At 50.7% G+C, this 23,454-nt stretch carries 23 protein-coding genes; 21 read left to right on the top strand and 2 right to left on the bottom strand.

Annotation, left to right across the window (positions count from 1 at the left end):
* Together HMPREF9473_RS23755 and HMPREF9473_RS23750 are read left to right on the top strand one after the other, a co-directional pair.
* The gene (locus HMPREF9473_RS23755) at positions 1–918 is read left to right on the top strand and encodes an ABC transporter permease (protein ID WP_006782780.1); all 918 of its coding nucleotides are present in this window, start codon (positions 1–3) and stop codon (positions 916–918) included.
* Positions 919–966: 48 nt separating this feature from the next.
* Positions 967–1,710, top strand: coding sequence for a 5-formyltetrahydrofolate cyclo-ligase (locus HMPREF9473_RS23750; protein WP_006782779.1), 744 nt, complete (start codon positions 967–969; stop codon positions 1,708–1,710).
* A 20-nt stretch (positions 1,711–1,730) separates the two neighbouring features.
* On the opposite strand, the gene HMPREF9473_RS23745 is transcribed toward HMPREF9473_RS23750, so the two are convergent.
* Positions 1,731–3,878, bottom strand: coding sequence for an ATP-binding protein (locus HMPREF9473_RS23745; RefSeq protein ID WP_006782778.1), 2,148 nt, complete (start codon positions 3,876–3,878; stop codon positions 1,731–1,733).
* 200 nt (positions 3,879–4,078) lie between these two features.
* On the opposite strand from HMPREF9473_RS23745, the gene HMPREF9473_RS23740 reads away from it, so the two are divergent.
* The 7 genes from HMPREF9473_RS23740 (at position 4,079) to HMPREF9473_RS23710 (ending at position 11,718) form a co-directional block, all read left to right on the top strand.
* Positions 4,079–5,968, top strand: coding sequence for an ABC-F family ATP-binding cassette domain-containing protein (locus HMPREF9473_RS23740; RefSeq protein WP_006782777.1), 1,890 nt, complete (start codon positions 4,079–4,081; stop codon positions 5,966–5,968).
* Positions 5,969–6,087: 119 nt separating this feature from the next.
* Positions 6,088–7,014, top strand: a complete 927-nt coding sequence (locus HMPREF9473_RS23735) for a nucleotidyltransferase family protein (protein WP_006782776.1) — start codon at positions 6,088–6,090, stop codon at positions 7,012–7,014.
* A 31-nt stretch (positions 7,015–7,045) separates the two neighbouring features.
* Entirely contained in the window at positions 7,046–8,128 is a 1,083-nt protein-coding gene (locus tag HMPREF9473_RS23730; RefSeq protein WP_138670227.1) for a phosphotransferase enzyme family protein, read from the top strand.
* Between the two features lie 42 nt (positions 8,129–8,170).
* A complete protein-coding gene (galE, locus tag HMPREF9473_RS23725) occupies positions 8,171–9,187 on the top strand; it encodes a UDP-glucose 4-epimerase GalE (protein ID WP_006782774.1) in 1,017 nt (338 codons plus the stop codon).
* 224 nt (positions 9,188–9,411) lie between these two features.
* A complete protein-coding gene (locus HMPREF9473_RS23720) occupies positions 9,412–9,687 on the top strand; it encodes a hypothetical protein (protein ID WP_006782773.1) in 276 nt (91 codons plus the stop codon).
* Between the two features lie 76 nt (positions 9,688–9,763).
* Positions 9,764–10,675 carry a DUF2156 domain-containing protein gene (locus tag HMPREF9473_RS23715; protein WP_034859989.1) on the top strand — a complete coding sequence of 304 codons (912 nt, stop codon included), beginning with the start codon at positions 9,764–9,766 and terminating at the stop codon, positions 10,673–10,675.
* A 2-nt stretch (positions 10,676–10,677) separates the two neighbouring features.
* The gene (locus HMPREF9473_RS23710) at positions 10,678–11,718 is read left to right on the top strand and encodes a GNAT family N-acetyltransferase (protein WP_006782771.1); all 1,041 of its coding nucleotides are present in this window, start codon (positions 10,678–10,680) and stop codon (positions 11,716–11,718) included.
* 98 nt (positions 11,719–11,816) lie between these two features.
* On the opposite strand, the gene HMPREF9473_RS23705 is transcribed toward HMPREF9473_RS23710, so the two are convergent.
* On the bottom strand, positions 11,817–13,025 hold the full coding sequence (locus tag HMPREF9473_RS23705) for a M20 family metallopeptidase (protein ID WP_006782770.1): 1,209 nt from the start codon (positions 13,023–13,025) through the stop codon (positions 11,817–11,819).
* Between the two features lie 143 nt (positions 13,026–13,168).
* Between HMPREF9473_RS23705 and HMPREF9473_RS23700 the strand changes: the two genes are divergently transcribed.
* The 12 genes from HMPREF9473_RS23700 to HMPREF9473_RS23645 all read left to right on the top strand — a co-directional run bounded on the left by HMPREF9473_RS23700 (position 13,169) and on the right by HMPREF9473_RS23645 (position 23,448).
* A complete protein-coding gene (locus HMPREF9473_RS23700) occupies positions 13,169–13,894 on the top strand; it encodes an NAD-dependent protein deacylase (protein ID WP_006782769.1) in 726 nt (241 codons plus the stop codon).
* A gap of 39 nt (positions 13,895–13,933) precedes the next feature.
* Positions 13,934–14,929 carry an L-glyceraldehyde 3-phosphate reductase gene (gene mgrA / locus HMPREF9473_RS23695; protein WP_006782768.1) on the top strand — a complete coding sequence of 332 codons (996 nt, stop codon included), beginning with the start codon at positions 13,934–13,936 and terminating at the stop codon, positions 14,927–14,929.
* 11 nt (positions 14,930–14,940) lie between these two features.
* Positions 14,941–15,144, top strand: coding sequence for a DUF951 domain-containing protein (locus HMPREF9473_RS23690; protein WP_006782767.1), 204 nt, complete (start codon positions 14,941–14,943; stop codon positions 15,142–15,144).
* A 131-nt stretch (positions 15,145–15,275) separates the two neighbouring features.
* Positions 15,276–15,839 carry a hypothetical protein gene (locus tag HMPREF9473_RS23685; protein ID WP_006782766.1) on the top strand — a complete coding sequence of 188 codons (564 nt, stop codon included), beginning with the start codon at positions 15,276–15,278 and terminating at the stop codon, positions 15,837–15,839.
* 163 nt (positions 15,840–16,002) lie between these two features.
* On the top strand, positions 16,003–16,290 hold the full coding sequence (gene rpsF / locus HMPREF9473_RS23680; protein WP_006782765.1) for a 30S ribosomal protein S6: 288 nt from the start codon (positions 16,003–16,005) through the stop codon (positions 16,288–16,290).
* 19 nt (positions 16,291–16,309) lie between these two features.
* On the top strand, positions 16,310–16,771 hold the full coding sequence (locus HMPREF9473_RS23675) for a single-stranded DNA-binding protein (RefSeq protein ID WP_034859987.1): 462 nt from the start codon (positions 16,310–16,312) through the stop codon (positions 16,769–16,771).
* 31 nt (positions 16,772–16,802) lie between these two features.
* Positions 16,803–17,072 (top strand): 30S ribosomal protein S18, encoded by a 270-nt coding sequence (rpsR, locus tag HMPREF9473_RS23670; protein ID WP_006782763.1) that lies wholly within the window; start codon positions 16,803–16,805, stop codon positions 17,070–17,072.
* A gap of 265 nt (positions 17,073–17,337) precedes the next feature.
* Positions 17,338–18,099 (top strand): DeoR/GlpR family DNA-binding transcription regulator, encoded by a 762-nt coding sequence (locus HMPREF9473_RS23665; RefSeq protein ID WP_006782762.1) that lies wholly within the window; start codon positions 17,338–17,340, stop codon positions 18,097–18,099.
* Positions 18,100–18,126: 27 nt separating this feature from the next.
* Positions 18,127–20,271: an alpha-amylase family protein gene (locus HMPREF9473_RS23660; RefSeq protein WP_006782761.1), complete on the top strand. Its 2,145-nt coding sequence runs from the start codon at positions 18,127–18,129 to the stop codon at positions 20,269–20,271.
* A gap of 45 nt (positions 20,272–20,316) precedes the next feature.
* On the top strand, positions 20,317–21,675 hold the full coding sequence (locus HMPREF9473_RS23655) for an ABC transporter substrate-binding protein (protein WP_006782760.1): 1,359 nt from the start codon (positions 20,317–20,319) through the stop codon (positions 21,673–21,675).
* Positions 21,676–21,721: 46 nt separating this feature from the next.
* Positions 21,722–22,600 carry a carbohydrate ABC transporter permease gene (locus HMPREF9473_RS23650; RefSeq protein WP_006782759.1) on the top strand — a complete coding sequence of 293 codons (879 nt, stop codon included), beginning with the start codon at positions 21,722–21,724 and terminating at the stop codon, positions 22,598–22,600.
* 14 nt (positions 22,601–22,614) lie between these two features.
* Positions 22,615–23,448: a carbohydrate ABC transporter permease gene (locus HMPREF9473_RS23645; protein ID WP_006782758.1), complete on the top strand. Its 834-nt coding sequence runs from the start codon at positions 22,615–22,617 to the stop codon at positions 23,446–23,448.
* Positions 23,449–23,454: the final 6 nt, after the last annotated feature.

The following is a 23,454-nucleotide window of genomic DNA, read 5'->3' as shown; positions in this document are numbered from 1 at the left end:
ATGTTTGAACTGTTTTTGGGGCCATTGGTGATGGCGGCGACGGTGCGGCTGACAATCCCTGTTCTGTTTGTGGCTATGGGAGGCGCGTTCGGGCATAAGGCCAGCGTGTTAAATATCGGGTTGGAGAGTTTTATGGCATTCAGCGCGTTTTTTGCCATGTACGGGAGCTATCTATTTGAGAGTGCGTGGATGGGGCTGTTGTTCGGCGTGATATCGGCGACGCTGGCGTCCTGTGTCTTTGCAGTGTTCGTGTTGTATTTTAAGTCCAATCCGGTGGTGATTGGAATTGCGCTGAACCTGGCGGGCTGGGGGGCTACGTCCTTTTTGCTGGACGCGTTGCTGCACACCAGAGGCGTTTTTATTGATGCAAGGATTAAGAGTTTTCCGTCCATCCATATCCCGGTACTGAAGGACATTCCGTACCTGGGGCAGGTGTTCAGCGGGCAGAATATTCTGGTGTATCTGGCGGTTTTGGTGGTGGCGTTATCCTATGTGATTATGTATAAGACTCCGTTTGGACTCCGGCTGCGGGGCGTCGGGATTAAGTCTGTGGCGGCACAGACAGTTGGAGTAAACTCCAACAAATATCAGTGGATTGCTATTTTGCTGGGTGGAATGCTCAGCGGAGTAGGAGGCGCATTTCTGACGATTGGCGGTTCGTCCATGTTTACGGAAAATATTTCCGCAGGGAAAGGGTTTCTGGCTCTGGCTGCTATCATGGTGGGAGATGGAAATCCGATGAAAACGGCACTGGCGTGTCTGGTGTTTGGATATACCCAGGCACTTTCGGTGACGCTGCAGAGTATGGGGCTTCCGTCCCAGATCGTGATATCGGTTCCCTATTTAATCACGATTATCATTATGTTTGTCAGCGCGGTAGTGATGAAGTACCGGTATAAGTTTGTTAAGAATTGTTAGAATTGGTTTGCGTGGGATTTGAGGAAAAGGGAAAGGACGGGATCGTGGATGATGGAGGCGAAGGAAGCCAGAATCAAGATTTGGGAAGAACTGCTCAAGGTGGCCAGGCCGGATTCGAAATTCAGCTGGAGCTTTTCGGAATTTATTGCGGATTATGAGGGGAGTGACAAGGGGGCTGAGCTGCTTGCAGGGACAGAGATGTATCGGAAGGCGGAGGTGATCTTTATCACGCCGGATAACAATCTGGAGAAGTTCCGTGAGCTTGCATTTCGGGACAAAAAGACGGTTGTCATGACCAATTATGGGATAACCAGAGGGTTTTTCCTGATTCGGCCGGAGTTTATTCCGGAGGGGAAGGAGGAACTGGCTTCCCTGTTAGACGGGGTGTCCAGATACTGGAAGCATCAGACGCTGGAGCAGCTGAAAGCGGCTGTGGGACATATCGATATGCTGGTGACCGGGGCATCGGCCATCACTCCTAGCGGTATCCGGTTTGGCAAGGGACATGGGTATTTTGACCTGGAGTGGGCTATGCTTTACACGATAGGGCTTGTGGATGAGGAGTCGGTAATTGTGGGCGCGGGACACGATTGCCAGGTAGCGGACGTGGAAGTGACGGTGGAGGAGTATGATACGGCGATTGATTATATCGTGACTCCGACGAAAATTATGGAGACGAGACATGAGTTTGCCCGTCCCACAAAGGGAATCATCTGGAGCCGCCTGGCACCGGGGATGCGGGAGCAGATACCGCCGGTGCAGGAGTTGTGGTGCCGGGTGCACTGTAAATAAAAGATTGGGGGAGTTTGGGGTTACAGGTAAATGCTGTACTCTCCAAACTCTTCGTTGGATATAATCTTTCCTATCTTCAGAAATTCATATTTCATGGATTTGATAATATGTTTTGAGTGAATCTGTGTGTCCTCCTCGGCGGCCAGATAGGCGGCGCCCCGCAGGATGGATTTGATGCTGCTGCCGGACAGTTCGAATTGCCGGGACAGGCGCTGGAAATCTACCTGGGGGGAGATGGGAGCGGCGGGTGGGACCATGGACTGCCACAGGCGTAAGCGGGTGGGGACATCCGGCATGTCGAAGTGGACGGTGTAGGTGATGCGGCGGAGGAAGGCGGTGTCAAAGTTCTGGTAGAGGTTGGTGGAGAGGATGGTTACGCCGTCGTGCTCCTCCATTTTCTGGAGCAGGTAGGAAATCTCGGCGTTGGAATGCCGGTCATTGGAATTGGATACATCGGTCCGCTTGGAAAAGAGGGAGTCGGCTTCATCGAAAAATAAGATGATGTCGGCTTTTTTTGCTTCGTCGAAAATTTTGCCGATGTTTTTTTCGGTCTCTCCGATGTATTTGTTGAAAATCTGGCTTAAATCTACCCGGTAGAGTTCCAGGCCGGACTCTCTGGCGATGACCTGGGCGGCCATGGTTTTGCCGGTGCCAGGGGGGCCGTAGAAGAGGAGGCTTAATCCTTTTCCGTAGGAGGATTTGCGGCCGAAGCCCCACTGGTCTTCTACAAGGTATTTCGATTTCAGGCGGCTGCAGGCGGAATGAAGGAGCTGGCAGGCGGCGGGGGCCAGCTGTAAATCATCCCAGGTGTAGGTCCACCCGATTCGGGTGGCCAGGGAGTGGAAGGAGAGGGTCTGGCTGTGGGAGATGGCGGCAGTCAGGGCTGTGGGTGGAATGGAGACTGAACTGCCGTTGCCAGTATTGCTGCTGGCTTCAGCCAGGATTCGGGCAATCTGGCCTGGGGTCAGGCGGTATTGATGGCCGAAGGCTTCCAGGTCTGTCTGGCTGTCGAAGGGGTAGGCGGAGCCCAAATGCTTCCACAGGTCTCCGCGAATACCGGCATCCGGGATGGAGAAAGGGATGTGGAGGACTGGGGAAGAAAGCAGGAGGGGCAGTTTATCGCCTTGGCCAGATAAAAACAGTATGGCGCTGCTTTTGGACAGGTACGCGGTGGCCTGGCGCAGCCGGAAGGCGTCGTCCTCACTTCCGGGGGAGATGCAGTCCAGATGGAGGAATCGGTTCCACAGGACGGCTTCCAGTGCAAGGGTCTCCAGACACTGCTGGAGTTTGTCCGGTTCCATGTGATAGAGGGAGCGCATGTCTACAGAGCGGATTTGAAAACGGGTGCCGCAGAGTGCCTGGGAGAGAAGGCATTTCCGGCCGATTCCATCTTCTCCGGACAGGTGGATGAGGAGGCAGGGGGAAGCGGGCAAGCTGGCCGAATTTGCCGGAGAACCCGATTCGGTTAACTGGCTGGATTTTGGCAACGGACCCGGTTTTGACGACGAATCCAATTCCGCCACCGACTCCAGGGCACGCCGGATGGCGGAGAACTGGGCGGGGTAGCAGATGAAATCAGAGACCGGATGGCGGGGCAGCAGTTCGCTGTTGGGATACTCCCCATCGGAAGGCCCGGAAAAACCAAGCAGATACCGCACGGCTGTCCGTTTTAGCACGAGATTCCGGTGGAGGAGGGTATCTCCGTCCCCACAGGCCGCCGTCTGCTCAAAGCAGAACCGGTTGATTGGGGAGCCGCTGTCGGTGATGGCTTCCAGCTGGGACAGCGTGACGGGGGCGAATATGGAATACAGGTTTTTGGCCAATCCCAGCGTGGGGTGGAGACAGGCCGGGTTGCCCTGGAGGGTGGAGTAGATATATTCGTATTTTATGTCCAGCTCCGGGGCAAGCGCCAGAAGCAGCAGGAAGGATTCAAAATCAGTCATGGAAAGTCTGTGGATTAAGGTGGTGATAGGCAGCTGGCCATCCGCCACAGCCTCCTGGCGGGCCAGAAGCCGCTGGCCGGAGTAGATGGGAGACGGCGCTGAGCGTCTGTCACCGTCGTCCCGTCCGGCGCAAAAATCCAGACATTCATCCAGCCAGGACAGGCAGTCATTTAAATGCTCCTCCACAGAGGAGTAAGGTGGCAAGGTTTGGTATTCCGGGTTCATGGTGCAGTCTCCTTTACTCGTGTTTTTCTTTCGTGAAATGGTTATGATAATTGTATCGAACCGGAGGATGGACTGTCAACGGATGGAAGGCCCGGTATTCTAAAGGTTTCTTAAAGATTGTGCAACCGGGAGTCTGTGGTGTATAATAAGAAGAAAATGTCGCAGACAACAGAGAGCGGAAGCTGGAAAAGGAAACGAGTATGTTATATCAGATTACGGACGGAACGGTGTCCATAGGCGGTCATACGATTCTGTCACATATTGATTTTGAGATAAAGGGAAATGAAAAGATAGCCATCGTTGGGAGAAATGGAGCGGGGAAAACTACCCTGCTGCGTTTGATTGCCGGCGAGCTGGATTTGGACAGGGACGACAAGCGGATGGGCCCCGGCGTCCAGCGCTCCAGAAGGCTGACGGTGGAAATGCTGAAGCAGCAGACCTTTGCGGATGTGGATAGGACCGTGGAGGAGGAGCTTCTGGCGGCCTGCCCCTGCAAGGACACCTTTGACAAGGCGAGATTCGAATATGAGCAGGAGTATGACGTCCTGTTCACCGGTTTTGGATTTGAGAAGAGAGATAAGCGGAAGAAGATCGGTGAGTTTTCCGGCGGGGAGCAGACGAAGATTGCCCTGATTCGATTGCTGCTGGCAAAGCCGGATATTCTATTGTTGGACGAGCCCACCAACCATCTGGATATGGAGACGTCGGAGTGGCTGGAGTGGTATTTGAAGAAGTATGAGAAGGCGGTGGTGGAGGTATCCCATGACCGGTTTTTTCTGGACAGAACGGCGGATGTGGTGTATGAGCTGACGGGGAAACGGCTGGCCAGGTACCCGGGGAATTACAGCCATTACCGGGAGGAGAAGCAAAAGAGTATCAGGCTTCAGGCCAAGGCTTACGAGCGGCAGCAGGAGGAGATCAAGCGGCTGGAGGATTTGGTGGAGCGGTTTAAGCACAAGCCGAAAAAGGCGGCATTTGCCAGGTCCAAAAAGAAAGTGATTGAGCGGATGACCAGGGTGGAGGCGCCGGAGGCGGATGACGTGAGGCTGTTTACCGGCCAGATAGAGCCGCTGGTGCCGGGAAATAAGTGGGTGTTTGAGGCGGAGCATTTAAAAATCGGATATGACAAGCCTTTGCTTGAGCTTTCCATGAGAATCCGGAAGGGTCAGAAGATTGGACTTCTGGGGGCTAACGGAGTGGGGAAGACCACGTTTTTGAAGACCATTGCGGGGCTGGTGCCTCCTGTGGCGGGAGATTATTCCCTTGGAAATACTATCACCATCGGCTATTTTGACCAGCACTCGGCGGAGATTTCTTCGGAGAAGAGCGTGGCGGAACATTTTCATGACTTGTTTCCTGTTTTGACGGAAAAAGAGGTGAGGAGTATCCTGGGGGCGTATCTGTTTGGCGGGAAGGATGCCGGGAAGACGGTGAACAGTCTCTCCGGAGGGGAGAAGGCCAGACTGGTGCTGGCGGAGCTTCTGCAGAGCCGGCCCAATTTCTTGATTTTGGACGAGCCCACCAACCATATGGATATTCAGGCCAGGGAGACGCTGGAATCGGCATTTCAGGCGTACCAGGGAACCATTCTGTTTGTGTCCCACGACCGGTATTTTATCCGGCAGGTGGCGGATGCGATTCTGATATTTGAGAATCAGGGTGTGATGTATTATCCCTTTGGATATGAGCATTACCTGGAGCGGCGGGAGAAGCTGGCGTCCGGCGAGAGTATTCCGGCCCAGATTAAGGCGGAGGAACAGGCGCTGATTGCCGGGATGCGGGCGGTGCCGAAAGCGGAGCGCCACCGGCTGCGGGAGATATCGACGGAGGATGCCTATCTGGACTGGAGACTGCGTCTGGCCGGGGAAATGCTGGAGCCTTTTGAGGCGAAGGTAGAGCAACTGGCGGAGGAGCTTGAGACAGCGGAGCGGGCCTGGCTGGAATCGGAAGCATTTTGGACAAATGGGTCGAAAGACCAGGGGCAGGATGAAGCTCGGAGGCAGCTTTGCACAGAATACGAAAATGCCTGGCAGGAGTGGCACGAGCGCTGTATGGAGTGGTATGACACCGTCGGGGAAGAACTGGTTTGAACCGCAAAATCAAGAAGTGGACAAATGTGCAAAAACAGTGGCAAATCGTACAAAGAAAATTCATCTGCTGTGGAATAAGATAAGGGTAAGAGATATGTGAGAAAAGAGGAGGTACGAAAATGGGTAAGAAACCTGTATTGGTGATTATGGCAGCTGGAATGGGAAGCCGTTATGGTGGTCTGAAACAGATTGACCCGATTGATGAGCACGGTGATAAAATCATAGATTTCTCCATCTATGACGCGGTGCAGGCCGGTTTCGAGAAGGTGGTTTTTATCATCAAGAAAGCGATTGAGAAAGAATTTAAGGAGCAGATTGGTGACAGAATCTCCAAACATGTTCAGGTTGAGTATGTGTACCAGGAGCTGGACAAGATTCCGGCGGGTTATCAGATTCCGGAAGGCCGGGAGAAACCGTGGGGAACCGGTCATGCGATTCTGTGCTGCAAGGATGTGGTGGACGGACCGTTTGCGGTTATCAATGCGGATGACTATTATGGAAAGAGTGCATTCCAGTCTATCTACGACCAGCTGTCTACCGTGGGGGATGATGAGAAATACCAGTACACCATGGTTGGCTACAAGCTTTACAACACCCTGACGGAAAATGGACACGTAGCCAGAGGGGTATGCAGCACGGACGAGAACAGCAAGCTGACCGATATCCATGAGAGAACCAGAATTGAGAAGCATGGGGAGCGGGCGGAGTACACTGAGGATGACGGCGCTACCTGGACGTATCTTCCGGAGGAGACCATTGTGTCCATGAACATGTGGGGGTTCACGGCGAGTATGCTGGAAGAATTGGACCGCCGGTTTGCGGCTTTCCTGGACAGAGAAGTCGCTGGCAACCCGCTGAAATGTGAGTATTTCCTTCCATTTGTGGTAGATGAGCTGTTGAAGGAAGACAAGGCGGAGGTCACCGTGTTAAAGAGTGTGGACCGCTGGTATGGGGTTACCTATAAGGAAGATAAAGAGACTGTGGTGAAAGCCATTCAGGATTTGAAGAATCAGGGGTTATATCCGGATAAATTGTGGGAGGATTAAGAACATGGGGTGCGATAACACGGCAAAAATTATGGAAGCCATCGAAAATTTTGACTTTGCAGGGGAGCATATCAGCCATGAGCGCTATGGAAGCGGTCATATCAATGATACGTTTCTGATTATCAACAGGGATGCGGGGGAAGAGAAACGCTATATTTTACAGAGAATGAATCATGAGATTTTCAAGGACCCGGTTTCTCTGATGAAAAATGTGGAGGGCGTGACCAGCTTCTTAAGAGAGAAAATCATCGCCAATGGCGGGGACCCGTACCGGGAGACCTTAAACCTGGTGAGGACGAAGGATGGCGGCACCTACTACATAGACAGCAACGGCAATTACTGGAGAGCCTATCTTTTTATCGGCGGGGCGACCTGCTACAATCTGGTGGAGAAGCCGGAGGACTTTTATCAGAGCGGAAAGGCGTTTGGACATTTCCAGAGAATGCTGGCGGACTATCCGGCGAAGGAGCTGTCCGAGACAATTCCAAACTTCCACAATACACCGGTGCGGTTTGAGACCTTCAAGCAGGCGGTGAAGGAGGATGTGTGCGGGCGTGCGGCCAGCGTGCAGGAAGAGATTGCATTTGTGATGGACAGAGCCGGTGATATGGGAGCGGCGCAGACCATGCTGGAGGACGGAAGACTTCCTCTGCGGGTAACCCACAATGACACGAAGCTGAACAATATCATGATTGACGATGTGACCGGCGAGGCGCTGTGCATCATCGACTTGGATACCATTATGCCGGGACTTTCCATCTTTGACTTCGGAGATTCCATCCGGTTCGGAGCCAATACGGCAGAGGAGGACGAGACAGATTTGAGCAAGGTATCTCTGTCCCTGCCACTGTTTGACATTTACACAAAGGGATTCCTGGAGGGCTGTAATGGCAGTCTGACGGAGGCGGAAGTGATGATGCTTCCTATGGGAGCAAAGCTGATGACGCTGGAGTGCGGCGTCAGATTCCTGACGGATTATCTTCAGGGGGATACCTATTTTAAGATTCACAGAGAGCACCACAATCTGGACAGAACCAGAACCCAATTCGGGCTGGTGGCCGACATGGAGAAGAAGTGGGCTGAGATGGAAGCCATTGTGAAGAAATATCAGTAAGTGGACATTTGTCACCGAATCATATAAGAAGAGGAGAGCGCTATGAGAATATTGGTTACCGGCGGCGCCGGATATATTGGAAGTCATACCTGTGTGGAATTGCTGAATCTGGGACATGAGGTTGTGGTGGTTGACAATCTGTGCAATTCATCGGAGGAATCTCTGAATCGTGTGGAGAAGATTACCGGGAAGAGACCGGTGTTTTACCAGGTGGATTTGCTGGATAAAGAGGGACTGGAGGCCGTGTTTGCGAAGGAGACAGTGGATGCGGTGATTCATTTCGCGGGATTAAAGGCAGTTGGCGAGTCTGTGGCGAAGCCGCTGGAGTATTATCACAACAACATTACCGGCACGCTGATTCTGTGCGATGTGATGAGAAATCATGGCGTGAAGAGAATTATCTTCAGCTCATCGGCTACGGTATACGGGGACCCGGCATTTGTGCCGATTACGGAGGACTGTCCGAAGGGGAAGATTACCAATCCTTACGGTCAGACCAAGGGCATGCTGGAACAGATTCTCACGGATTTGCATACGGCGGACCCGGAGTGGAGCGTGATTCTGCTTCGCTACTTCAACCCGGTTGGCGCCCACAAGAGCGGTCTGATTGGCGAGGACCCGGCGGGAATCCCCAACAACTTAACGCCCTATATCACCCAGGTGGCCGTAGGGAAGTTGAAGGAAGTGGGCGTGTTTGGCGACGATTATGACACGCCGGATGGAACAGGTGTGAGAGATTATATCCATGTGGTGGATTTGGCTATCGGTCACGTGAAGGCGCTGGATAAGCTGATGGAGGACAATGCAGTCCGCATCTACAACCTGGGAACCGGTCACGGATACAGTGTTCTGGATATGATTAAGGCATTTTCCAAGGCATGCGGGAAAGAGATTCCGTATGTCATCAAGCCTAGAAGACCAGGCGACATAGCAACCTGTTATGCGGACCCGGCTCTGGCGAAGAAGGAGCTTGGCTGGGAGGCGGAGCGTGGACTTGAGGAAATGTGCGAGGACGGCTGGAGATGGCAGTCCAACAATCCGAATGGTTACCGGCAGTAGACAGTAAATAAAGTGGTTGTTACGTATTGTTGAGAAATAAAAGATAAGTGGGGAGCAGTTGACATAATATCGTGTTGACTGCTCTTTTTGTGGTATGAAATAGAAGAGGATTTCACGGGTGCGGGCAGGCGCCGGAGGAGATAAAGGTTGCATCTAAGCGGGAAGAAGCATATAATGGGGCATAGGTGACGGATGGACGAGGATGATTAAAGAGGTGAGTGGGTTTGATAGATTTATCTGGAATTGTGGGGATACCGCTGCTCAAGAAAAGCCGGTTTACAGGCAGTGACAATCACATGTGTTTCATGCTGGAAAAGCGGAGTGAGGAAGAGGTGACCCGCCTGGCGGCGGTGGTGTGGCCTGGATCGTATTGTTATGACGCGACGCCGGAGGAGAAGAAGACAACGGAATTATTTGAATTCTCTGAGGACGGTTTAAAACAGGCGGTGGTGTGGATGAATGAGCAGAGTAAACTGGAAATCAATCAGAAAATTTGTTAAAATAGGGAAACAGTGGTATACTATACTTGTATGATAGGAATACAGTATGATACGGAAGATAGGAGAGGAATATAACATGGATTTAGAATTTCAGCCGGTTATGGCGGAGGATATATCAGAATTGAGGCCATTTTTCTGCCTCAGACCCAATAAGACATGTGATAGTGTCTTTCTGGATAGTTTTATCTGGAGAACGTTTTATAATATCAGATACGCAGTCAGGGACAACAAGGCGATTCTGTGGCTGATGGAGCTGGACGGCGTGCCACACAGCGCCATGCCTATGTGCAAGGAAGAAGATTTGGAGCATTATTTTCTGGAGACCCAGAAATATTTTAACGAGGAGTTGAATCTGCCGCTTCGCATTTATCTGGCGGACGAGGAGGCAGTGAACTTCTTAAAGCTGGACCCGGAGAAATATCTGGTGAGAGAGCAGGAAGATTTGAAGGATTATCTCTATGATGGGGAGGCCATGAGGACTCTGTCCGGGAAGAAACTTCACAAGAAGAAAAATCACCTGAATGCATTTATGAAGGAGTATGAGGGCAGATATGAATACCGCAGACTCTGCTGCTCAGACCGATACGATGTGTGGGATTTCCTGTCCACCTGGAGGGACAACAAAGGGGATGATGTGGACGAGCATCTGGACCCGGAGGTAGAGGGAATCCATGAAATCCTCAAAAACTGCTCGGACTTGAATGTGAAAATGGGCGGTGTGTACGTGGATGGGAAGCTGGAGGCATTTACCATCGGCAGCTATAATTTCTATGAAAATATGGCGGTTATCCATATTGAGAAGGCAAACGCACAGATGCGGGGACTGTATCAGTTTATCAACCAGCAGTTTTTAATCAATGAGTTTCCGGATGTTAAGCTGGTGAACCGGGAGGATGACCTGGGGCTGGAAGGACTGCGGAAGGCGAAAATGTCTTACAATCCGGTGGGATTCGCAAGAAAATATTATGTAGAGCAGAAGGGTTTTTAAGAATGGCATATTTGACTCAGGAAGAAAAGCTGGCGACGAGGAAGCTGTGGGAAGAGATATTTCCGGAGGACTCGGAGGGCTTTAACGATTTTTATTATACGGAGAAGATTAAATCCAACCGGATTATGGTCAGGCGGGAGGGAAACCAGATGGTGGCAATGCTCCATCTGAACCCTTATCGTGTGATGGTGAAAAACCAGATTTGGCGCTGTGATTATATTGTGGGGGTGGGAACGGTGGTTTCCCAGCGCCATAAGGGACATATGAGAGCGCTGCTTAAGGACATGCTGGCCGATATGTATCAGGAGGGAAGACAGTTCTGTTTCCTGATGCCGGCGGATCCGGCTATCTATCGACCGTTTGATTTCACCTATATTTTTGATAAGCCCCATCTGAAGCTGAAGGCGGGGACCGATATTGAGAAGGTGCCCTATGATTTGGTGAAGGGGTCGGAGCATCATCCGGTGCAGGAGATTGCGGACTGGATGAATATGTGGCTTCACGACCATTATGAGGTCTATGCGTTCCGCGACCACGAGTATATTGAGATGTTTTTGAAGGAGCTTGGAAGCGAGCAGGGGGAACTGAATCTTCTGTATAATGCGGACAGGCTGGTTGGCATCGAATGTCTGTGGGGAGTCAACGAGCGGGAGCAGAGAGCATTTCTCTGTGAGAAGGCATACTGTGAGGAGGAGAGCCCTGCCACGCCGGCGATTATGGCGAGGATTGTGAATCTTCCGAACTTCATAAAGGTGATACGGCTGAAAAAGGGCTGTGGGAAGATGGAGTTTACAGTGAGACTGGTTGTGGAGGACAGGCTTTGTGAGGGCAATCAGGGATACTGGCGCTGGCATCTGACGCCTACCGGTTCTACGCTTGAGAAGATAGAGGATGGCACGGCGGACGGGAATCAGGAGTATGAGATTCGCATGACGATTCAGGAACTGACTTCCTGGCTGTTCGGGTATCACATCCCGGAAGGGGCAGAGTGGACGGAGTGGATACAGCCGCTTAGGGGTGTATTTTTGGACGAAATCGTATAAGAAAGATAATGAAGGAAAGTTAAAAGAGGTACCGGCGTGGAATGTGGCCGGTACCTCTTGATGTATAGGTATTGGAGTTCTGAGAGTAAAATAGAATTTTAATATAGGATTTGGTTGGCCAGGGCTGTTAAAACCTGCTCGCATCGGAGGATATCTTCGATGGGAACGGATTCATCCGGCTTGTGGGCCAGCTCCAAATCGCCTGGGCCGTAGGACATGCAGTTGTGGTTGTGCAGGAGACCTGCGATAACTGCAGTGTCGGTATAGCCAGGGAAATATGTGATATCGGCTTCGGATGCAGTTATTGTTTTGTGGGCGTCAGCCAGCTGGACGAGGAGATAAGAATTGTTGTCTCTCTCGACATAGGGGCGGTCACCTGTGATGGTGTAGGCGCCGTGAGTGCCGGGAACCGCGGTTTCTCCGTGGCGGATGGCGTTTTCGACGATGGCTGCCGCAGCCCGGGTGTCCGTGGGCGGAACGAGACGCATGTCAATGCAGACGGTGCAGCTGTCCGGGACGACGTAGGGGCGGTAGCCGCCGTTTATCTGTCCGAAGGTGACGGTGGAACTGCCCAGCTCCGGATGGGAGGGGCAGGCGGCTATCTGCTCCCGGATTTTTACAATGATTTCGGCCATGGATGCAATGGCATCGGCGCCCTTCCAGGGAGTGCTGGCGTGGGCCGTGGCGCCGGTGACGGTCAGTTCAAACCAGGTGCGGCCTTTGTGGGCCACCTGAATCTGTCCGTTGGTGGGCTCGGTGTCCAGAATCCAGCTGTCCTTCGTGACCCAGCCGGCCCGTATGGCCGCTTCCACACCGCGCATGAAATCTTCTTCATCCACGGTGGCGATGAAACAGAAGGTGTGGCGGGGCTTCTGGCCGGCTGCGGCTCTGGCGGCAATCTCCGAGAAGGCCGACAGAGCGCAGGCCAGACCGGACTTCATATCACAGGCGCCGCGGCCGTAGATGCGGCCATCGCGTTCCAGAGCGGAAAAGGGAGGGACGCTCCAGCCGTCCCCGACAACCACGGTATCCATGTGGCAGATGTAGATGAGTGCCGGGTCATCGGTTTCGCCGGGTATCCGGCCCATCACGTTGAAGCGGCCCGGAAGAACCTGGTCAGTGGAAACTTCAACGCCCATGGCAGTTAGTTGAGAGGCGATATGACGCCCTATTTCGCCCTCATAGGCTCCGGGGTCCGTGCTGTCAATTTGGATCAGCTGGCGGGTCAGGGCTGTTGCCTGGGACGGTGATGCTGGAGCGGTGGGAATGGCGGCGTCAGGTTCTTGATGATTTTTATTTTCGTTCATAATCGGTTTCTCCCTGTAAAATACATTCTATGTGTGAGTATAGGGCGGATTGGGTGGGATGTCAATCCATGTAATTTGATTGCGTTTGGACTTAAAGATTGTTATACTGTTGAAAGAGAGACATTTTCTCTGGAGGTGATAAAATGAATGCAATGGAGCAGTTGAAAACCTGGATAGATGGCAGTGATAATATCGTGTTTTTTGGCGGCGCGGGCGTGTCGACGGAGAGTGGAATTCCGGACTTTCGGAGTGAGGACGGGCTCTACCGCCAGCAGTATCAGTATCCGCCAGAGACGATTATCAGCCACAGTTTCTACATGAAAAATCCGGAGGAGTTTTACAGGTTCTATAAGAATAAGATGATATTTGAGGATGCGAAGCCCAATCCGGCCCATCTGGCCCTTGCAAGGCTGGAGAAGCAGGGGAAGCTGAAGGCAGTTATCACCCAGAATATCGACGGTCTGCATCAGGCGGCGGGGAGCAGGGAAGTGCTGGAACTGCACGGCTCTATCCATCGGAATTACTGTACCAGATGCGGGAAGTTTTATGGGCTTGATGTGGTGACGAAGTCGGACGGAGTCCCGAAATGCAGCTGCGGCGGGATGGTGAAGCCGGATGTGGTGCTGTATGAGGAGGGGCTGGACCAGGAGACGCTGCAGAAGGCGGTGTATTACATCAGTCATGCGGATATGCTGATTGTAGGCGGGACTTCCCTGACGGTGTACCCGGCGGCCGGGCTGATTGATTATTACAGAGGGCGGAAGCTGGTGCTGATTAATAAGACGGTGACGCCGATGGATTCCCAGGCGGACCTGGTGATAAATGATAAGCTGGGGGAAGTGCTTGGGAGTGTTGTCGGGGAACTGTGACGGAAGAGCGAGAACGGTGAGAGCAGGAGGAATGGAAGCATGCATAAAGCAGATGAGACAAGATATGAGACGATGCAGTATAAAAGATGTGGGAGAAGCGGTGTATTGCTTCCCAAGGTGTCACTGGGACTGTGGCAGAACTTTGGGCTGGAAAAGACGCTGGATGAGCAGAAGCAGATTCTGTTTCGGGCATTTGACAGCGGGATTACCCATTTTGATTTAGCGAATAACTATGGATTTCCGGCGGGCGGTAAGGCGGAGGAGAATTTTGGGAAGATTCTCCATGAGGAGCTGGGGGCGTACCGGGATGAGATGATGATTTCCACGAAGGCCGGCTATGATATGTGGCCGGGGCCTTATGGAAACTGGGGTTCCAGAAAGTATCTGATGGCCAGCCTGGACCAGAGTTTAAAGAGGATGGGGCTGGATTACGTAGACATTTTCTACCATCACAGACCGGACCCGGAGACGCCGCTTGAGGAGACTATGGGAGCGCTGTCGGATATTGTGAGACAGGGAAAGGCTCTGTATGTGGGGATTTCCAATTATCAGGCGGAGGAGGCGGAGCGTGCCATCCACATTCTGAAAGAGAATGGAACCCCGTGCCTGATTCACCAGCCCCGCTACAATATGTTTGAGCGCTGGGTGGAGGATGGTCTGCTGAATGTGCTGGAGAAAGAGGGCGTGGGATGTATCGCGTACAGCCCGCTGGCGCAGGGAGCGCTGACTGACAGATACCTAAAGGGCATCCCGGCGGATTCCAGAGCGGCCAGAAAAGGGACCACCATAGGCGGCAGATATCTGACTGAGGAGAAAATGGAGCAGATTCGGGCGCTCAACCAGTTGGCAGAGGAGCGTGGGCAGGCACTGGCGCAGATGGCTCTTGCGTGGGTTCTCAGAAGGCCGGAGGTAACCTCCGTACTGGTCGGAGCCAGCAGCCCGGAGCAGCTGTCCGCCAACATTGCAGCCATTGAAAATCTGGAGTTTCGTGCGGAGGAGCTTACCGCAATAGAGACGATACTGGGGAATCATTGAGGGGAAGTAAAATGGGCCAGATAGTATATGAAGTAGGAGATATTGTAAAACTGAAAAAACCCCATCCCTGCGGCAGCCAGGAATGGGAGATTCTACGCGTAGGCGCCGATTTCCGCCTAAAATGCATGGGCTGCGGCCACCAGATTATGGTGGAGCGGAGACTGGTGGAGAAGAATACCAGAGGGCTTAGGAAACCGGATATTGACAAAAAGTAACGTGTGACATAAAATAAGATTACTCGATTCAGAGTAGTCTTATTTTTATTTTATAATCTGTTTTCTAAATGGTTTTTAAAATTCCCTTAGTTGTCCCGTAAAATTTTAAACGTATGCAGAGGAGGAACTGTTTGAACAAAAGAAAAATGAAAGAAATCAATCAGGTTATCATTTCGGTAGACGAAACCGGAAAAAGAATTGTTGTAATACCGAAAATCATCTTTAAGGGAAAACGAAGTATTGATTGGAGGGAGGTGGAAAAATATTTACTGAAATATGTAGGAGAGATTGTTCAAATAACGGATTCGGAGGATATTATTTATATTGGAAAGGACTTTCCGGATGAGTATACGGGTTCCGAGTATAGTGCAAAATTAAGAGGTGGGCCAATTGCTAAAGTAAAGGCCAATTTATCGCAGGGAATCCCAGAGTTAATAGAAATTGCCGAAAATAAACGGTGGCAGGAAAATTATAAACAGAAAAACAAAAAGAAGGCAAAGTATGGATGGTATCGCTATACAACAAGGTTTGCCATGCCGGTAATCAATAATGACGGGGTCATAGAACATTTCAATATTTTTAATGCTACGCTAATAATCAGACGCGCGGCGAATGATAAGATGTACCTCTATGATGTACAAAATATAAAAAAAGAAACGAGTACCCCACTATGGACAAACTGTCAAATGGTATAAAACCCGCTTCTTTTTATATAAGTATAGAAGAAATCGCAAAAAAAGTCAATAAGGACTTGCATTCCCTCCATTTTTCTGGTAAAATATTAATCCGTGACACATAAAATTCCTTGCTCCCGAAACTGAAAGCGGGGGCCAGAGACCACAAGGAGGTAAAGCAACTATGAACAAATATGAATTAGCAGTTGTTCTTAGCGTAAAGCTCGAAGATGAAGAAAGAGCAGCAGCTATCGAGAAAGTTACAGGGTATATTACCCGTTTCGGTGGCACTGTGACCAACATTGATGAATGGGGTAAGAAGAGATTAGCTTACGAGATTCAGAAGATGAAAGAAGGTTTCTATTACTTCATCCAGTTCGAGTCTGATTCGGTTTGTCCGAACGAAGTGGAAGCACACGTTCGTATTATGGAGCCGGTTATCAGATACTTATGCGTAAGACAAGAAGCATAGATAAAGAAAGTGTGAACGTATGAATAGAGTAATCCTTATGGGTAGATTAACCAGAGACCCCGAAGTAAGATATTCCCAGGGCGAGCGCTCCATGGCTATCGCAAGATATACACTTGCAGTGGACAGAAGAGGCCGCAGAAGCCAGGACGGCGGCAGTGACCAGCAGACCGCTGATTTTATTAACATCGTGGCATTTGACAGAGCAGGTGAGTTTGCGGAGAAATATTTCCGTCAGGGCATGAGAGTATTGGTCTCCGGTAGAATTCAGACGGGCAGCTATACAAATAAAGACGGACAAAAGGTTTACACAACTGACGTTATCGTAGATGACCAGGAATTCGCGGACAGCAAGGGTGCTGCAGGCGAAGGCGGCGGTGGAAGTTATCAGCCAGCCTCCAGACCAGCTCCTACCAGCGCTATCGGCGATGGATTTATGAACATTCCGGACGGGGTAGAGGACGAGGGTCTTCCATTCAACTAGGAATAATTTTGAAGAAGGAGGTACTTAGGCAATGGCATTCAATAAAAATGATAGAGCAGACGGCGCTAAGATGAGAAGAGGCGGCGGTATGCGTAGAAGAAAAAAAGTCTGTGTATTCTGTGGCGAGAAGAATGGCGACATTGATTACAAGGACGTAAACAAGTTAAAGAGATACGTATCTGAGAGAGGCAAAATTCTTCCGAGAAGAATCACAGGCAACTGTGCAAAGCATCAGAGAGCTCTTACGGTAGCAATCAAGAGAGCGCGTCATATCGCTTTAATGCCATACACAATGGAATAAATGAAATATTAGAAGAGCTCCGTATCGGTTGATATGGGGTTCTTTTTTGCTGCCATATCGAAAAAAGACGAATGAAGAACACAAACAATCAGACGTCTGACGTAAAATATAGGAAAAATGACTGAAAAACTTCGATTTACGAACAGAAAAGAACAATATCGACGAAAAACATCTTGACAAAGGGAAAAGCAATGATATAATAAATTCAAGAACGAACAAAATCGGAAGTAATCGAAAGTAAAAATAGAAAAAGAGGAGTGATGACATGCTACAGGCGGAACGTTTACAGATGATATTGAACAAAGTGCAGGAACAGAATTTCATCACAGTGGAGGAGCTGGCCCAGATGTTTCATGTGAGTCTGGTGACAATCCGGAGAGACTTGAACATGCTTTGTGAGCAGCATCTTCTGGAGCGGTGTCACGGTGGGGCGAAGATACCGGAAGACACCATTATGGAGATTGACTACAACGTAAAAAAGGAATACCAGCGGGAAGAAAAGCAGAAAATCGCCCAAAAAGCGGTGGAATTAATCAGCGAGAACGACACGATCTACCTGGACAGCGGCACGACCATCGGAGAGATTGCCAAACTGCTCTGCGAGGATTCCAAGCATCTGTCGGTGGTGACCAACGAGTTGAATATAGCGACCATATTGACGGACTCCGATGTGGATTTGACCATACTGGGAGGGACGGTTCACAAGAAGACAAAGAGTGTCATCGGCCATGCCGGGGAAGAGTTTTTAAAACAGTTCCGCTTTTCGAAGGCATTTCTGGGGACGTCATCGGTGAACTACAATTTTGAGGTATTTTCTCCGACTCCGGATAAGGCATATCTGAAGCAGACGGTGATGGGACTGGCATCCCAGGTATATCTGGTGGTGGATTCCAGCAAGTTTTACAGCCAGGCCATGTGTCTGGTGGGCTGTCTCAGCGAGTTTGCCGGTGTCATAACGGACAAGAAGTTTAATGAGAAGGAATGGGAGAAAATCCGGGAACTGAACATCAACGTGATAGAAGTATAAACAGCAGAACGATACGGGGAGAAGACAGTGGGAGAAAAGTATTGGTATCAGAAGCAGCTGCGGATGCTGCAAACGGTTCTCAGAGAATCGGATATGGTGGGTTATGACGCGAAGCAGGTGGTGGAGTATCTGGTGAAGACAAACTCCAACAGCATTATCATCAATGCGGGGGGAATCATTGATTTTTTCCCGATTGAGGAACCATTGGGGCGAAAGAATATCTTTATGGGGGACAGAGATATTTTAAAGGAGCTTGTGGAGGAATGCCACGCCCATGACATCGCGGTGATGGTCCGGGTGGACTTTCGCGGCGTGGAAGCGGAGCGGTATGAGGAGCGTCCGGACTGGTTTGCCCAGGACAAGAACGGGAAGGCGAAGGCGGGCTGGGGCGGAAGGATTCACAAGCCCTGCTACAACGGCATTTACGCCAACGACCACGCCATTCAGTACATAAAAAATATGATGAGCCGTTATCCGGTGGACGGAATATGGGAGAACAGCGTGGGGTTCGGCGACGGTCCCTGTTACTGCAGGGTCTGCCGTGATAAATACCGGGAGGATACGGGGAAAGAGATTCCGACGGGAGACGATTACGCGTCGGAGGAGTTTCGGGAGTACCGTGTCTGGAAGGCATCCTGCGCCAGAGAGCATTTGAGGAGAATGCGGGACGCGGTGAAGAGCTTCGGGGAGGACAAGGCCTACTGCGCCGAGATATTTGGCATGTTCCATGCGTCCAACGCGCTGATGACCGGGATTGATTTATACGATGCGAAGGATATGTTCGACTTCCTGGTGAGCCCGGCATTTCTGGACGGAAGCGCCCAGCCGGACCGGAAGTATGACGACTTGACATATGCGGCATCCAGCATGCGTTTCCTGAAGGCCATTGATCCTGGGAAACAGGCGGTGCTGCTGTACGGGAATAACGGAACCAAATGGCGCTATGTGATGGCGCCGAAGCAGGAGACGAAAATCTGGCTCTGGGAGGCTGCCAGCGTGGGGGCCGGTTACTGGAACTGTATGTTCAACGGACAGCATCCGGGAGCTACCCATGATAAGCGGAATGCGGGGCTTGAGACAGAGGCTTATACATATCTGAAAGAACATGAGGACATTTTGGACGGGCTGGTTCCCTGGATGGATGCAGGCATCTATTATTCCAAGTCGAGCAGAGACAGGTTTGGCAGCGACAGGGAAGAACTGGACGAATACGGCGTCTTTATAAAAGGGGTGGAGCGGGCATTTACCCGAAACCATGTTCAGTATCAGTTCATTCCGGATTTGGAATTTTCCTATGAGAAGATCCGGCAGCTAAAAATGCTGGTACTGCCGAACGCGGCCTGCATCAGCGGCGAACACATGGATATCATCAGGGAATATGTGAAAAATGGCGGCGGCCTCATCGCTTCCGGCCGAACATCCCTCTACGATGAGACAGGACGGCAGAGGGCGGACTTTGGACTCAGAGATATGTTCGGCTGCAGCTACACCGGTATAGAGAAGGATACTTCCCTGGACTGCTATCAGAAAATCAGAAATCATCATGAGATATTGCATCAATGTGAACCGGAGCGGACGGAGGTCCTGATGAACGAGGGACGGACGCTTCTGTGTACGGAATGTGGCAGCGAGCGCATGACGGCGGTGTGTACCTATATTCCAATGATATTCAACCAGCCGCCGGAATTTGCCTGGAGGGCGAATCTGGACACGGAATATCCTACCGTGATGGCCGGTGAATATGGCAGCGGCCGGGTGGTCTATTTCGCAAACCAGACAGACAAACTCTGTTATACCAACGGCCATGAGGATTTTCTGAACCTGTATCTGGGGGCATGTAACTGGGTGATGAGAGGGGACGCAGTGATAGAGACTGACGCTCCGGAAAGCGTCCATGTGGTTTTAACAAGAAAAGTCTCTTCGCCGGAGGAACTGGTGCTGTCTGTGGTAAACACCACATCCGGTACGGCAAGGCCGGTGAGAGAAGTACTGCCGGTATTTCACACGAAAATCAGGATATCGCTGGATGCGAAATCCGTGGTGAAGTGGAAAACATTGAGACAGGAAGGGAAAGTATCGATTTCAAGTGAGCGGGAAGGAGGGAAGCTGGTTATTTCTGTGGAATTGGAGAAACTGCAGGAGTTCACATCGGTTTACATAAAAACAAATTAGCAGATACAAATAAGCAAAAACTATAAATGAATTGGAGGAATCATTATGAGAAAGTTGACAGCAATCATGTTGACAGCCGCGATGGTGGGGACCATGTTATCAGGGTGCGGCAGTAACACAGCTTCAGAGACACAGGCGCCGGCCGGCAGCAGCCAGGCGGCCACAAACGGGGAAACAACGGGAGCGTCCGGAAAGAACGTGACAATCCGTTTTGCAACACAGTCTATGACAGACACCACGGCACCGGTACTTTTATCCATCCTGGACCAGTTTCAGAAGGATTATCCCAATGTAAAACTGGAAATCGAGGAGAGTCCGGGCAACGATTTGATTACCAAGATTAATACGGACATTATGGGGGACAACACACCCGACATTTTCACATTCTGGAGACCGGAATCAAAATGGAATGTGGACAAGTATATTGAAAAGGGCGCTATTGCCGATTTGACGGAGATGGTGAATACAGACCCATTCTTTGAAGATTTGTTCCCGGAGTATGCGTGGAAGACCGCAACGGTGGACGGAAAAGTATACTGTATCCCGAGAAGTAATTTCTACATTGAGTTCCTGGTGAACAAAGCGGTGTTCGACCAGTACGGCGTGGACCTTCCCACAGACTGGGATAAGTTAAAAGAGGCTTGTGTGAAGCTGAAAGAAAACGGCATCATTCCGTGGTGTGTTGATACCAAAGAGGGGATGGATGACTCCTCCCGTCTGTTCAATGCCATTATCAACCGCGCGGTTGGCAATGAGAAGGGACTTGAACTGTTGAAGGGAAATGAATCCTTCCAGCAGGAGGATGTTATCCGGGCCCTTGATTATTTCCTGGAGGTTTCCAGTGGCTACGCTCCTGAGGACGGACCGGTTCTCAGTATCAGCCAGGCGGTTACCAAATATTTAAATACGGGAAAAGCAGGCATGGTGCTGTCCAACTGTACCGTGATTGACAAGAACCTGACCGATGACATTTTAAAAGATTTGGTGGTAATGGACCTGCCACTGACGCCAGTGTCCGTTATTGAGAAACCATCACTGGAACAGGATTTGACCAACCTGGTTTATATCAGCGCGGACGCCTATGCTGACGCGGACAAACAGCAGTATGTGGTAGAGTTGATGAAGCGAATCGTCTCCAAAGAGACGGCGAAACGCTATGTGGAAGAAGAGCGTATGGCAGTTCCCCATCTGAATCTGGATGTGGACCCGTCAAAGGTAACGGATTTACAGCGTGAAGCATCCGCCCTTGCGGAGAAAGCGCCTGGTGATAAATGGCTTCTGTCCTTTGCAAAACCGGGACCTGTTGACAATTTCCGCATTGTGATCAATGAGAGCTGGTATGGAACCTACAAGACCGGCGCGGAGATGGCTGTGGCCCTCGATAACGCACTGTACCAGAAATAAGAATTTCATGTTTTATAGGGGAAAATGACAGAAGGGAGAAGGGCGTATGGGGACACTGCGGTGTAATAAAAAAGCATTACTATTCCTGGTACCTGGACTTGCATTATATTGTGTGTTTTTCATTTATCCGTTTTTGGAAACGGCGGCTTACAGTCTGACGGACTGGGATGGATTTACGGCTCCAGCATGGGTTGGAATAGAGAACTTCAAACGGATTTTAACAGACCAGGTTTTCAGGGAGGCGGTTATCCGGATTTTCATCTGGGCAGTGCTCTCCATCCTGTTTAAAGTGGGAATGGCGCTGGTGATTGCCTATGTGCTGACAAAAGCCATACGGGGAATCGGATTCTTCCGCTCCGTGGTGTTTCTGCCCTACATCATATCGGCATCGGCCATGTGTCTGATGTTCACCATCATGTATGACAAAGATATCGGCCTGATTAACATGCTGCTCAAAGCGGTGGGGCTGGGGAAATATGCAAAATACTGGTTGAGCGACCCGAAAACCGCCTTCTATGCGGTTATCCTGATTCCCATCTACCAGGCAATCGGATATTTCTTCGTCATCCTGTTTGCGGCGATGAAGGATATTCCATCAGACCTCTATGAGGCGGGGAAAATGGACGGCACCAACTCTCTGACAGAATTTTTCCTAATCACGCTGCCGACCGTGTGGCCCACCCTGGTGGTCTGCATCATCCTTGCCATCAACGGGGCGTTCCAGAACTTTGACTATATCTTTATTATGACCTACGGCGGCCCGGGACATGCCAGCGAGGTTCCCGCCACTTACATGTACAAATCCATTTTTGTAAATGGAGAGTACGGTTATGGAAGCGCGGCGGCGCTGATCCTGTTTGTGCTGACCATGGTGGTGACCAGTTGTGTGAGAAAAGGTCTGAATTCCAGATTCACTACGGATTGAGAGGAGGGGATGACATGAAGGTGAAAAAAATACGGATTGGTTCTGTTATAAAGGGTATTTTTCTGGTGCTGATTGTGTTGATCTCCGTCTACCCGATTATCTGGACGCTGGTTAATTCTTTTCGGACGAATACACAGATACTGAGCACCTTCCGGGTGATACCGGAGCAGTTTGACTTTTCCAATTATATTTCGATTTTGAAGGAGAAGACAATTATCACCTCCTTTGGAAACTCCGTGCTGGTGACAGGGGGAACCATGGTTCTCACAGCGGCCTTCAGTATGATGGCGGCGTTTGTGCTGAGCAGCTACCGGTTTAAAGGGGCTTCGGTTGTGTACCTGCTCTTTACCATGGGAATCTTCATTCCCGGAGCCACGACCATGGGTATGATTTATAAGCTGCTTCAGAGCTTTCATCTGCTGGGGACGAGAACCGGCATTGTCCTTCTCTACACGTCAGGCAGGATGGCAATCTCCATCTTCCTGCTGGTATCCTTCATGAAGGCGATACCGGAATCGGTGAAGGAAGCGGCTCTGCTGGACGGGTGCACCCCGGGACAGCTGTTTACCAGAATCATTGTGCCGCTGACGAGAAATGGGCTGATGATTGTGCTGATTCTGACATTTATCAATGTCTGGAACGATTACGTATGGTCCATGATTCTGCTTCCGTCCGCATCGAAGAGGACGCTGACGGTGGCGCTGGCATTTTTCAAAGGGGAATTCTTCACGGATTACGGCCTGTTGTCGGCCTGCGTGATTGTGGGACTTCTGCCGATTGTGGTGGCCTATGTGTTTATGCAGGATAAGATTATCAACGGTATGGCGGCATCGGCGGTGAAGGGATAATACGAA

Origin of the sequence: Hungatella hathewayi WAL-18680, assembly GCF_000235505.1 — a bacterium.
Taxonomy (GTDB): domain Bacteria; phylum Bacillota; class Clostridia; order Lachnospirales; family Lachnospiraceae; genus Hungatella_A; species Hungatella_A hathewayi_A.
This window is presented reverse-complemented; position numbering and strand designations above follow the sequence as displayed.